Source organism: Nonomuraea sp. NPDC050310, from assembly GCF_040655795.1.
Classification (GTDB): Bacteria; Actinomycetota; Actinomycetes; order Streptosporangiales; family Streptosporangiaceae; genus Nonomuraea.
In genome coordinates, this window is the sequence record NZ_JBFAKP010000006.1 from 183954 (window position 1) to 196696 (window position 12743).

Genomic DNA, 12743 nt, shown 5'->3' on the forward strand with positions numbered 1-12743 from the left:
GCACGGGGGCCGGTGGCGTGTTCGGGTCAGGCGCGGCGGAGCTGGAAGGTGAGGCCGAGGTCGGCGTCGGTGTGGGCGGGCAGGTCGGGGCTGGTGCCCTCGGTGACGGAGGCGGCCAGCACCTCCTCGCCCACGAAGGAGCCACCGGAGCGCAGGGCGGCGGCCAGGTCGGGAGCGGTGTCGGCGGCGGTCCAGAAGAGGTCGATGCGGTCGGTGATCGACAGCCCGGTGGACTTGCGGGCGTCCTGGACCAGGCGAACGACCTCGCGCAGGAGCCCCGCCCGGCGCAGCTCGTCGGTGAGGGTGAGGTCGAGCGCGACGGTCTCGCCGGTGCCCGTGCCGACGGCGCCGGTCTCGACCGACCAGCCGGACTTGGGCTGCTCGGTGACGATGACGTCCTCGGCCCCCAGGGTGACCTCGCCCAGCGAGGCGGCGGTCACCGTGACCGGCGCGCCCGAGCGGAGCCCGGCGGCCAGGGCGGCCGGGTCGGCGGCGGTGATCGCGGCGGCGACGAGCTTGGTCTCGGAGCCGAAGCGCTTGCCGAGCGCACGGAAGTTGGGCTTCACCGAGAAGTTGACCAGGTCGGCGCTGAACCCGGACAGGTCGTCCAGCTCGGCCACGTTGAGCTCGTCGGCGATGAGCGAGCGCAGTTCGGGCGAGAGGGCGGCCCAGCCGGGCGCGCTGACCAGGGCACGGCCGAGCGGCTGGCGGGTCTTGACGCCGGAGGAGGCCCGGGCCGAGCGGCCCAGCTCGACCAGGCGGCGGACCAGCGCCATCTGCTCCGACAGGGCCGGGTCGAGCAGGGCCTCGTTCACCGCCGGCCAGGTGGCCAGGTGCACGGAGGGGGCCTGGTCGACGCCGCGCAGCACGTCCCACAGGTAGTCGGTGAGGAACGGCGTGATCGGCGCCAGCAGCCGGGTGACGGTCTCCAGGCACTCGTAGAGCGTGGCGAAGGCGTCGGCGGAGCCGGACCAGAAGCGGCGGCGCGAGCGCCGGACGTACCAGTTGGACAGGTCGTCCAGGAACTCCGCCAGCCGCCGCCCGGCGCGCACGGTGTCGTAGCCGTCGAAGGCGGCGGTGACCTCGGCGACGGTCCGGTGCAGCTCGGCCAGGGCCCAGCGGTCGAGCAGCGGCCGCTCGGCGGCGGGCGCGGCGTCGGCCAGCATGGACGGCGACCAGGACTCGGCGTTGGCGTACAGGGTGAAGAAGGAGGTGGTGTTCCAGTAGGTCAGCAGGACCTTGCGGACGATCTCCTCCAGCACCGAGTGGCCGATGCGGCGCTGCGCCCACGGCGAGCCGGAGCAGGCCATGAACCAGCGCAGCGCGTCGGCGCCGTGCCGGTCCATGATCGCCATGGGGTCGAGCACGTTGCCGATGTGCTTGCTCATCTTGCGGCCGTCCTCGCCGACGAGCAGGCCCATGCAGAGCACGTTCTCGTAGGAGCTCTGGTCGAAGACGAGGGTGCCGACGGCCATGAGCGAGTAGAACCAGCCGCGGGTCTGGTCGATGCCCTCGCAGATGAACTGCGCGGGGTAGACGCCTTCGGGCTTGCCGCGCGCGCCCCACTGGGCGAAGGGCATGGAGCCGGAGTCGTACCAGGCGTCGATGACGTCGCTGACCCGCCGGGCCTCCTCGCCGCAGTGCGGGCAGGCGAAGGTGACGTCGTCGACGTAGGGGCGGTGCGGGTCGAGCGCGGAGAGGTCCTGGCCGGCCAGGGCGCCCAGTTCGGCGAGCGAGCCGACGCAGGTGACGTGCGACTCGTCGGCGGTGCAGACCCACAAAGGCAGGGGGGTGCCCCAGTAGCGCGAGCGCGACAGCGACCAGTCGACGTTGTTGCGCAGCCACTCGCCGTAGCGGCCCCACTTGATGGTGTCGGGGTGCCAGTTGGTCTGCTCGTTCTCGCGCAGCAGGGCGTCCTTGACCGCGGTGGTGCGGATGTACCAGGCGGGCAGCGCGTAGTACAGCAGCGCGGTGTGGCAGCGCCAGCAGTGCGGGTAGGCGTGCTCGAAGTGGCCGCCGCGGAACAGCAGGCCGCGGGCGCGCAGGTCCTCGGTCAGGCCCTCGTCGGCGTCCTTGAAGAACTGGCCGCCGACCATGGGCACGTCGGCCAGGAAGCGGCCGTCGGGGCCGATCGGGTTGACGATCGGCATGCCGTACGACTTGCAGACGGTGAGGTCGTCGGCGCCGAAGGCGGGCGCCTGGTGGACCAGGCCGGTGCCGTCCTCGACGGTGACGTAGTCGCCGAGCACGACGTAGTGCGCGCCGGGGATGTCGACCAGGTCGAAGGGGCGCGAGTAGGGGGTGCGCTCCAGCTCGCGGCCGGTGTAGCGGCCGACCTCGGTGTACTCGGCCTCGCCGAGCACCTTGGCCAGCAGCGGCTCGGCGATGACGAGGGTCTCGTCGCCGGTGCGGACGGCCACGTAGGTGACGTCCGGGTGGACGGCGACGGCGGTGTTGGACACCAGCGTCCAGGGCGTGGTCGTCCAGATGAGCAGGGAGGCGCCCTCCAGCGGCCCGGAGGTCACCGGCATGCGGACGAAGACCGAGGGGCTGGTGACGTCCTCGTAGCCGCCGGGCTGGCCGAGCTCGTGGTCGGACAGGCCGGTGCCGCAGCGCGGGCAGTAGGGCGTGATGCGGAAGTCGCGGAAGAGCAGGCCCTTGTCCCAGATCGTCTTCAGCGACCACCAGACCGACTCGACGTAGGCCGGGTCCATGGTGCGGTAGGCGTTCTCGAGGTCGGCCCAGTAGCCCATCCGGCCCGACAGGGCCTCCCAGGCGTCGACGTGCCGCATGACCGACTCGCGGCACTTGTCGTTGAAGGCGGCGATGCCGTACGTCTCGATGTCCTTCTTGCCGGACAGGCCGAGTTCCTTCTCGACGCTGACCTCGACCGGCAGGCCGTGGCAGTCCCAGCCGGCCCGGCGCGGGACGCTGTAGCCGCGCATGGTCTTGTAGCGCGGGAACAGGTCCTTGAAGGTGCGGGCCTCGGTGTGGTGCACGCCGGGCATGCCGTTGGCGGTGGGCGGACCTTCGTAGAACACCCAGCTCGGGTTGCCGTCGTTCTGCTCGACCGAGCGCTCGAAGATCTTGCCGTCCCGCCAGCGGTCCAGGACCTCACGCTCGAGCGCGGGCAGGTCGACCTGCGCAGGAAGGGAGCGGAAATAGTGGGACATCTCTGGCGGGTCCTCCTTCAACGGAAATGAACACGTTGAAGGGACGAAGCCGGATGGACGGCTCCGCGGTACCACCCTTCTTGATCTCCCCGGAGGGAAACCCTCTTCATTTGACCGCTGCCGGTTCTACTGGGCGAGTGCCGTTCTTCCGGCGGCTCCGGGGTGATACCCCTGTGAGCTTGCTCACAGGGCCCCATCACAGCCTTGCGGGTCTCCACCATAACGCAGAGCGGCGCGGGAGGCTTCCCGATTGTGGGACGCCTGGGGGAGCCGAGTCACAAGTCACGACAAAAAGCTGGGAATGGATGGGCCGGGAGGGGAGTTGAAGCGGCCGGGCGGGATAGTACGGGTGAGGTAATCCGACCGGCGGGTCGTTTGCCGAGCTGTTATCGGCGGCCTAAGCTTCCCGCACCATTGAGGACCTTGATCAGCATGGAGGACGCAATGACGGCAGTCACGCAGACCGCCACCACCCCCTCGACGTGGTCAGAGGACGAACTGGCCGAGGTCCGGGCCGCTCTGGCCCTGGAGGTCGCCGAGCTCAACGCCGACATCGCGCGGCACGAATCGGAGATCGCCTCGGGCGACGTCACCAAGGGCGCCGGCGACGACCAGGCCGACGCCGGGGCCAAGACCTATGAGCGCGAACGCGAGATCGCCCTTACCCTGAATGCACGCGACCTGGTCGCGCAGAACGAACGTGCGATCGCCAGGATCGACGCAGGGACCTATGGAGTGTGCGAATCGTGCCACAAGCCGATCGGCAAGGAACGCCTTCAGGCGTTCCCGCGGGCGACGCTGTGCGTGACCTGCAAGCAGCGGGAGGAACGCCGCTAGAAGGCGGCGCGCAGGAGCCGGCGACCCAGGGGGAGGCCGCCGGCTCCGCTCCGGAGTCCGCCGGGACGCCCGTCACGCCCGTCAAGCCGGACGCGGCGGCGCCGCAAGCCCCGGCGCGTGACCGTCGCAAGCTCCTCATCCTGCTGAGCTCCCTCGCCTTCGTGCTCTACGCCGCCGATCTGATCACCAAGACGATCGTGCTGCGGACCCTGGAGGGCGAGCCGCCGTACGTGGTCATCCCCGGCGTGCTGCAGTTCCGGGTGATCTTCAACTCGGGCGCCGCGTTCAGCATCGGCACCGGGATGACCTTCGTCTTCACCATCATCGCCGCCTGCGTGGTCTTCGCCATCATCCGCACCGCGCGCAAGCTGCGCAGCCTGCCGTGGGCGATCTGCCTGGGCATGCTGCTCGGCGGGGCGCTGGGCAACCTCACCGACCGCCTCTTCCGCGCCCCCGGCGGCCTGCAGGGACACGTGGTCGACTTCATCGAGGTCCTGCCGGACAACTTCCCGATCATCGGCAACTTCCCGATCTGGAACATCGCCGACGCCTCCATCGTCTGCGGCGGCATCCTCGCCGTCGTCCTGGCCTGGCGCGGCTACCAGATCGACGGTGGCAGGGAGGCCAAGTGAGCGAGGTCCGCACGCTGCCCGTGCCCGACGGCCTGGAGGGCGAGCGTCTCGACGCCGCCCTGTCGCGCCTGTTCGGCTTCTCCCGCACCCGCGCCGCCGAGCTGATCGCCGAGGGCGACGTCCTGGTCAACGGCTCCCCGGCGGCCAAGTCCGACCGGGTCCACGCCGGCGCCTGGCTGGAAGTGGTCATCCCGCCGCCGGTCGCCACGCCGATGCCGGTGGCCGAGCCGATCCCCGGCATGGCCATCGTCTACGAGGACGACGACCTGATCGTGGTCAACAAGCCGATCGGCGTCGCCGCCCACCCCACCGTCGGCTGGACCGGCCCCACCGTGATCGGCGGCCTGCTCGGCGCCGGGCACACCATCGCCACCAGCGGCGCGGCCGAGCGCCAGGGCATCGTGCACCGCCTCGACGCCAACACCACCGGCGCGATGGTGGTCGCCAAGAGCGAGTACGCCTACTCGATGCTCAAGCGCGCCTTCAAGGAACGCACCGTGGACAAGCGCTACCACGCGCTGGTCCAGGGCCACCCCGACCCCTTCCGCGGCACCGTGGACGCGCCCATCGACCGGCACCCCAGCGGCGACGGCCGCTTCGCCGTGGTCGCCGGCGGCAAGCCCAGCGTCACGCACTACGACACCGTCGAGGCCTTCCGGGCCGCCTCCCTGCTGGACATCAAGCTGGAGACCGGGCGCACCCACCAGATCCGGGTGCACATGTCGGCGCTGCGGCACCCGTGCGCGGGCGACCTGCTCTACGGCGCCGACCCGACGCTCGCCGCGCGGCTGGGGCTGAAGCGGCAGTGGCTGCACGCGGTCAGCCTCGGTTTCGAGCACCCGTCCACGGGCGAGTGGATGACCTTCACCACCGAGTACCCCGACGACCTGCGGCACGCGCTCGACGTCGTCGGGGCGGAGTCCTGATCTAGCCCTCGCCCTCCTCGGCGGGGCCGCCCTCGGCGTCGGTGGGCTCGATCTCGCCGGGCTCGCCCGAGGCGCTCTCCTCGGCCTCCTCCTGCGGCGTCTTCTTCGGCTTCGGCTTGGGCTTGGTGGGGGTGGCGGAGGGGCGGGGCTCGGGCTCCGGGCTGCGCTCGGCCGACGGAAGGGCTTCGGACGGCGTGACCGACGGGGCGACCGGCGGGGCCTGCCGTACCGGGCTCTTCTCGGGCTCGCTGCGCCGCGGCTCCGACGCGGCCGAGACCGTGCTCTTCACCGAAGGTACGGCAGGCGGCCCGCCCGTGGTCTCGCGGCCGGTCAGCCAGGCGGTCGCCCCGGCCACCAGCGCCACGGCGACGGTCGCGGCCGACACCAGCACGGCCGCCCGCGTCTGGCGGCGGGTCAGCCGCCCGGACCTCGGCGCCCCGGCCAGGGCCGCCGCCGCCGGGCTGGTCGGCTCGGCGGGCAGCCCCGCGGCGACGGCCCGCAGCCGGGCGTCGGCCTCCTCCAGCGGCATCCGGTCCTCGGGATGCTTGCGCAGCAGGCCGGTGATGATCGGCGCGAGGGGTCCGGCGCGGCTCATCGGCGCCGCCTCGGCGTGGATCACCGCGGCGAGCGTGGACAGCGGATTGTCGCGCTGGAAGGGCGAGCGGCCCTCCGCCGCGACGTAGAGCGTGACGCCCAGCGACCACAGGTCGGAGGCGGGTGTGGCGTCGGCGCCGAGCGCCCGCTCCGGCGCGATGAAGGCCGGCGTCCCGACCAGCACGCCGGTCCTGGTGACGGTCACGTCGTCGTCGGTGGTGGCGATGCCGAAGTCGGTGAGCACGGCCCGGCCGTCCTCGCTCAGCAGCACGTTGTCCGGTTTGACGTCCCGGTGCAGCACGCCCGCCGCGTGCGCCGCGCGCAGCGCCTCCAGCAGTTGCACGCCGATCTCCGCCACCCGCCTGGGCGGCAGCGGCGTCTGCGAGCCGAGGGTGTCGGACGGGATGAGCTGCATCACGATCCAGGGGTGGCCGGCCTCCTCCAGCACGTCGTAGACCATCGCCACGCCCGGATGCGCGACCCGGCCGGCCGCCCTGGCCTCGCGGAAGGTCCGGGCGAGGAACAGGGCGCGGTCGGCCTCCTCCAGATCGGGCGGCGGGATGACCTCCTTGATCGCCACGTCGCGGTCGAGCACCTCGTCGTGAGCCTGCCAGACCTTGCCCATGCCACCGCGCCCGATCGGGTGCAACAGCCGGTAACGCCCACCGATGATCCCCGCAGAATCGGACATGAGCCGCGAGCTACCCAGGATCGGGTGATCTATTGGTCCCGGATCAAGACGGGCGGAAGGACTGCCGGAAGGTGCGCAGATAACGCAGCTCGGCGTTCCAGGTGCTCTGCGGCGCCTCCCAGTACAGGGCGAAGGGCCGGCCGTCGCGGGTGCGGAAGCCGCGGTTGACGACGTGGAGCTGGCGGCCCTGGACCGAGCGGATGAACTCCCAGTCGGCGGCCGGGCGGCCGAGGTAGGTGAGCGGGCGGATCCCGATCCGGCGGTAGCCGGTGAACTGGTTCTTGGCCAGGATCTGCCGTTCGACGTCGGTCCAGTGCTCGACCTCGTCGGCGTAGTCGGCCTCCGGCTCGGTCCACTCGACGATCAGCACGCCCTGGGCGCCGGGGCCGCTGAGGGTGACGCTGGCGCGGGTGGCGTGCGGCTTGATCGTCCAGCCGGCGGGCAGGGCGATGGAGAAGCCGCCCGCGGCGTTCTTGACGGTGCGCCAGCCGGCCGGCAGCGACGGGGTGGGCTTCGCCGTACGGGTGGGGGTGGCCGGGGCGGAGGTCGGCGGCGCGGGCGTGGGCGAGGCCGTCACCGGCGCGCCGGCGGCGGACTGGGAGGAGACCCACCAGTAGCCGCCGCCCGCGCCGGCGGCCAGCAGCAGGACGAGCGGCACGGCCCACAGCGCGGCCGGGCGGCGACGCGGGGCGGGCAGGTCGACGGTGGCCTCGCCGAGGCGCTGCGGCGCGGTGCCGGAGCGCAGGGCGGTGAGCCGGGCCTGCACCTCGTCGGCGCCCATCCGGGTGGCCGGGTCGCCCTTGAGCAGGCCCATGATGACCGGCGCCAGCGGCCCGGCCAGGCGCGGCGGCTCGGGGGCGTCGCGCAGCACGGCGGCGACGGTGGCGGCCCAGGAGTCGCGGCGGAAAGGCGGAACGCCCTCGGCGGCGGCGTACAGCGTCGCGCCGAGCGACCACAGGTCGGAGGCGGGGGTGGCGGGCAGGCCGTTCAGCCGCTCGGGCGGCATGTAGGCGGGGGTGCCGACGAGGTTGCCGGTGGCGGTGAGCCCGGCGTCGGCCTCCAGCGTGGCGATGCCGAAGTCGGTCAGCACGACCCGGCCGTCGTCGGCCAGCAGCACGTTCTCCGGCTTGACGTCGCGGTGCAGGACGCCGGTGGCGTGGGCGGCGCGCAGCGCGCCGAGCACCTGCAGCCCGATGTGGGCCACGTGCCCGACCGGCAGCGGGCCGTCGCTCCTGACCACCTCGGCCAGCGAGCGGGAGGGCACGAGCTGCATGACGATCCAGGGCCGGCCGTCCTCCTCCACGACGTCGTGGACGACCACGACGCCGGGATGGTCGAGCCGCCCCGCGGCGCGCGCCTCGCGGATGGTGCGCGCGTTCAGCTCGGCCCGCTTGGCCTCGCCGACGCCGGTGTAGCGCACCTCCTTGACCGCCACCGGGCGGTCGAGGAGCTCGTCGTGGGCGCGCCAGACGATGCCCATCCCGCCTTCGCCGAGGGGCTCGATCAGTCGATAGCGCCTGCCGACCTGCCTGTCCATCCGCGACAGCCTACCTACTTGCGTGGTTTGAACGTCGCGGCGAAGGTGTCGAAGAAGTGCAGGTCCTTCTTCCAGCGGCTGTCCAGGTTGTGCCAGTAGATGGAGTAGCCCATGCCGCCTTCGGTGACGAAGCCGCGGTTGCGCACCCGGGTCTTGCCGGAGTTGGTGATCCAGGTGAACTCCCAGTCGGCGGCGGCGACCATGTAGTCCACCTTCTTGATGTGGACCAGCTTGTAGCCGCCGAACCGGCTGGAGGCGCCGCGCTCCTGGACCTCCCAGTCGCGCTTGGGGTCGTCGCCGGCCTTGTCGATCTGGTCGATGGCGAGGAAGGCGTTGGAGGCCGCGCCCGGGCCGCGGAAGAAGACCTGAGAGCCCTCCCGCTTGTACTCCTCCCAGCCCTTGGGCAGGCCGACCTGGAAGCCGGTCTTGTCCTTGTACATCTTCCAGCCCTCGGGCAGCGCGTCCTTCGGCTTCTCCGCCGACGGCGTGGCCTCCGGGGTGCTCTCGGGCGTCGCCGAGGGCTCGGCGGAGGAGGGCCCCGCGGTGGAGGGCGCGGCCGAGGGGGGCGTGGTCGCCGTGGAGGTGGCGGCGGCCGCCGACGGCTTGGGGGAGGCCTGCGGGTCGTCGGCCGAGCGCAGCCCGAGCCAGACGCCGACGCCGGCCACCAGCGCCACGGCCGCGCCGACGGCGATCACCGGCGTGACGCGGCGCGAGCCGGACCGGGAGGTGACGGTCGGATCCTCCAGCTCCCGCGGCGGCGTGCTCTCCTTGCGGGTGACCGCCGGGCGGGGCTCCACCTGCTCCAGGTGCGATCCGGTCTCCGGCGCGGAGGGCGCCGGCGTGGGCGTCCGGCGCGCCGCCTGCTTGGGCGGAAGCGCCGGTACGGCCCGCAGCGTCGGGTCGGTGGGCATGTCGTCCTCCTCCGGCGGGGGCGCCGCCGGAGGCTGGGAACGGCGGACGATGTCGCGCAGCATCCGCGCGGCGTCGCCGTAGGTGAGCCGCTCGTCCGGCTCCTTGACCAGCAGGCCGGTGATCACCGGCGCCAGCGGGCCGCCCTTGGAGGCGGGGTCGGCCTCGTCGTTGAGCACCGCGTGCATGGTCGCCATCACCATGCCGCGCTCGTGCGGGGCGCGGCCCTCGACGGCGGCGTACAGCGTGGCGCCGAGCGACCACAGGTCGGACTCGCGCCGCGCGGGCAGCCCCTTGAGGCGTTCCGGCGCGATGAAGGCGGGGGTCCCGGCCAGCCCGGTCATGGTGAGCTGGGTCTCGGTCTCCAGGGTGGCGATGCCGAAGTCGGTCAGCACCACCCGGCCGTCGTCGGCCAGCAGCACGTTCTCCGGCTTGACGTCGCGGTGCAGGACGCCGGCCTCGTGCGCGCTGTGCAGGGCCTCCAGCACCGCCAGGCCGATCTCGGCGACCTTCTTCCACGGCAGCGGGCCGTCCTGCTTGATCACCGTGCCCAGCGAGCGGGAGGGCACGAGCTGCATGACGATCCAGGGCTGGTCGTCCTCCTCGATCACGTCGTAGACGACGATCACGTTGGGGTGCTCGAACCGCGCCGCCGCCCTGGCCTCGCGCATGGTGCGCCGGTTGAGGAGCTGGACCTCCTCGCCCAGGTCGGTCGAGTACCTGACCTCCTTCACCGCGACCGTGCGGTCCAGGAGCTCGTCATGGGCACGCCAGACGATGCCCATGCCGCCACGTCCGATGGGCTCCTGCAGGTGGTACCGGCCGGCGATCCGGCGGCCAGGGTTCTGTCTCAACGGCCACAAACCCCCTTCTAAACCCCGAAATACTCCCATAGGGAAGGGAGATCGGCGACTCGCTAGGGGAGCAGGAGATTGTTCAGTGGCCGTCCGGGTCCGGCGGAGATCTGCGCCGCGACGAGCTCTCCCAGCCTGCGATACCCCCCGGCGGTGGGATGGTAGCTGCGGCTGTACACCTTGAGCTGCTCGACATCGACGTCGAGCGCGTTCATGTACGGCGAGCCGCGCCCGATCTCGTGGCCGTCGAAGGCGTCGTAGGCGTCCACGAACTCGGCGCTGCCCGGCCCGCCGAAGGTGGCGATGGCCCGATCCACCTCGGCCACCACCTCGCGCGAGGCGTCGTTGAGAAAGCGGGCCATCCGGTTGACCCAGCGCTGGTCGTCCGGCGTCAGGTTGTCCACCCGGTCGGCCGGCGCGGCCGGGAAGGGCCGGGGGTAGCCCAGCACGATGATCCGGGCCTCCGGCGCCCGCCGGCGGATCTCCAGCAGCACCTGGCGCAGGTTGGGCGTCATCCCGGCCACCCGGCGGCGGACCGCCGCCTCCTGCTCGGTGCAGCCGTCCGACCACGGCAGCCGCAGGATGCACTCCTTGAGCACGTCGGTGAAGCCCGCGTCGTTGCCGCCGATGCTCACCGTGACCAGGCTGGCCGCCGGGCCCACCCGGGAGATCTGCGGCTTGTGCCCGTGCTGGCCCTTCAGCAGGTGCACCGTCGTCGCCCCGGCGCACGCCCAGAACGAGGCGCCGCCGGCGAACCGCAGGGAGCCGGCGATCTGCGGCACGTACGACCCCCGCGAGCGGTGGCACAGCCCCGCGCCCGCGTCGATCGGCCGCTCGGTCTCGTCGTAGACGCCCTCGCCGGAGGAGAACGAGTCGCCCAGCGCGATGTAGGCGCCGCTCAGCGCCGCCTCCTGCGGGCTCAGCCGGCGCGGCTGCGGTAACCGCCGCGCCGCCGGGCCCTCCTCGGCGCAGGCCACCGCCAGCGTCGCGCACGAGACCCGGTCGAGCGTCCCCGTCGCCAGGACGGTCAAGGCCAGGGCCACCCCCAGCGCCCCCGCCGCCACCATCTCGGCGGTCCGCCTGCGCGCCACCCGCGCCCCCTCCCCGATAGGCGTCCTAGGGAGGATAACCCGGCTCGCCGCGCTCACCCAGCGGCGTCGCGCCGGGCCTTGACGACCCGCCAGCCGATCCAGATCGCCGCGGCCACCAGCGGGATGGCGAAGAACGCGATGCGCTGGTCCTCGTCGGCGACCGCCATCAGCAGGACGACCAGCAGCAGGAAGGCCATCGTCGCCCAGTTGGTGTACGGCGAGCCGGGCATGGCGAACTCCGAGCGGTGCCCGGAGCGGCGCAGCCGTACCTGGCAGTAGAGCAGCGTCGCCCAGGTCGTGATCACGCCGAGGGAGGCGATCGCGGTCGCGATGTTGAAGGCGCGTTCCGGGACGTAGTAGTAGAGGGCCACGCCGAGCAGGAAGACCGAGGCGGTGAGCAGGATGCCGCCGAACGGCACGTGCCGCGAGCTGAGCCGCCGGGTGAAGGACGGCGCCTCGCCCTTGAAGCCCATCGAGCGCAGGATGCGGCCGGTGGAGTACAGGCCGGAGTTGCACGAGGACAGCGCGGCGGTGATCACGATGAGGTTCATGGCGTCGGCCGCCCACGGCAGCCCGATGCTGCCGAAGACGGTGACGAACGGCGAGGTGCCCGCCTCGTAGGAGGTCCAGGGCAGCACCATGCCGAGCAGCAGGACCGAGCCGACGTAGAAGACCGCGATCCGCCACACGACGCCGTTGATCGCCCGCGGCATCACCTTGCGCGGCTCGGCGGTCTCCCCGGCGGTGATGCCGACCAGCTCGATCGAGGCGTAGGCGAAGACGACCGCCTGCAGGCTGAGCAGCACGACCGGGAAGCCGTTGGGGAAGAAGCCGCCGTGCGCGGTGAGGTTGGCCGGGCTCGCCCCGTCCACCGCGAAGATCACCAGGAAGAGGCCGACGATGAGGAAGGCGCAGATCGCCAGCACCTTCAGCAGCGCGAACCAGAACTCCAGCTCGCCGAAGAGCTTGACCGACAGCAGGTTGACCACCAGCACCACGGCCAGCGCGAGCCCGGCGGTGACGTACTCGGGGAAGCCCGGCGCCCAGTACTTGACGTAGGTGGCGATCGCGGTCAGCTCGGCGATGCCGGTGAAGGCCCAGTTGAGCCAGTACATCCAGCCGCTGGCGAAGGCCGCCCACGGGCCGATGAACTCCCCGGCGTACTCCACGAACGAGCCGCTGGTCGGCCGGTAGAGGACCAGCTCGCCCAGGGCCCGCATGACGAAGAAGGCGGCCACGCCGGCCGCGAAGTAGGACAGCACCAGGGCCGGCCCGGCCGCGGCCATGCGGCCGCCGGAGCCGAGGAACAGGCCGACGCCGATCGCGCCGCCGATGGCGATCATCTGGACCTGACGGTTGCCCAGGGCGTGCGTGTAGCCCTCGTCGGTGCGTGACTGGCTCATCACGCAGACGATATCCGCGCAGGTGGTGACGGGTCGGGTGGCGCGCCGAGCGTCGTTCTCCGGTACGGCGGAGCCGCCCGGCGAGGGGCTCGAGGC

At 72.3% G+C, this 12743-nt stretch carries 9 protein-coding genes; 3 read left to right on the plus strand and 6 right to left on the minus strand.

What is annotated here, in order from left to right:
• Positions 1 to 26: 26 nt before the first annotated feature.
• Complete coding sequence (ileS, locus tag AB0I67_RS18015) at positions 27 to 3173, minus strand: isoleucine--tRNA ligase (RefSeq protein WP_357924401.1); 3147 nt, start codon at positions 3171 to 3173, stop codon at positions 27 to 29.
• 432 nt (positions 3174 to 3605) lie between these two features.
• Between ileS and AB0I67_RS18020 the strand changes: the two genes are divergently transcribed.
• The 3 genes from AB0I67_RS18020 to AB0I67_RS18030 are packed head-to-tail and all read left to right on the plus strand — an operon-like array spanning position 3606 to position 5568.
• A complete protein-coding gene (locus AB0I67_RS18020; RefSeq protein ID WP_357924862.1) occupies positions 3606 to 4010 on the plus strand; it encodes a TraR/DksA C4-type zinc finger protein in 405 nt (134 codons plus the stop codon).
• Positions 3974 to 4642 carry a signal peptidase II gene (lspA, locus tag AB0I67_RS18025; RefSeq protein ID WP_357924403.1) on the plus strand — a complete coding sequence of 223 codons (669 nt, stop codon included), beginning with the start codon at positions 3974 to 3976 and terminating at the stop codon, positions 4640 to 4642. Before AB0I67_RS18020 ends, lspA begins: the two co-directional genes overlap by 37 nt.
• Positions 4639 to 5568 carry an RluA family pseudouridine synthase gene (locus AB0I67_RS18030; protein WP_357924405.1) on the plus strand — a complete coding sequence of 310 codons (930 nt, stop codon included), beginning with the start codon at positions 4639 to 4641 and terminating at the stop codon, positions 5566 to 5568. The genes lspA and AB0I67_RS18030 overlap by 4 nt, the downstream gene beginning before the upstream one ends.
• A gap of 1 nt (position 5569) precedes the next feature.
• Here the strand turns inward: AB0I67_RS18030 and AB0I67_RS18035 are convergent, their stop codons facing one another.
• From AB0I67_RS18035 to AB0I67_RS18055, 5 genes are all read right to left on the minus strand, one after another.
• Entirely contained in the window at positions 5570 to 6853 is a 1284-nt protein-coding gene (locus tag AB0I67_RS18035) for a protein kinase (RefSeq protein WP_357924407.1), read from the minus strand.
• A gap of 43 nt (positions 6854 to 6896) precedes the next feature.
• On the minus strand, positions 6897 to 8390 hold the full coding sequence (locus AB0I67_RS18040; protein ID WP_357924409.1) for a serine/threonine-protein kinase: 1494 nt from the start codon (positions 8388 to 8390) through the stop codon (positions 6897 to 6899).
• Positions 8391 to 8404: 14 nt separating this feature from the next.
• The gene (locus tag AB0I67_RS18045) at positions 8405 to 10153 is read right to left on the minus strand and encodes a serine/threonine-protein kinase (RefSeq protein WP_357924410.1); all 1749 of its coding nucleotides are present in this window, start codon (positions 10151 to 10153) and stop codon (positions 8405 to 8407) included.
• 62 nt (positions 10154 to 10215) lie between these two features.
• Positions 10216 to 11244, minus strand: a complete 1029-nt coding sequence (locus AB0I67_RS18050) for an SGNH/GDSL hydrolase family protein (RefSeq protein ID WP_357924413.1) — start codon at positions 11242 to 11244, stop codon at positions 10216 to 10218.
• 53 nt (positions 11245 to 11297) lie between these two features.
• Positions 11298 to 12647 (minus strand): amino acid permease, encoded by a 1350-nt coding sequence (locus AB0I67_RS18055; protein ID WP_357924416.1) that lies wholly within the window; start codon positions 12645 to 12647, stop codon positions 11298 to 11300.
• Positions 12648 to 12743: the final 96 nt, after the last annotated feature.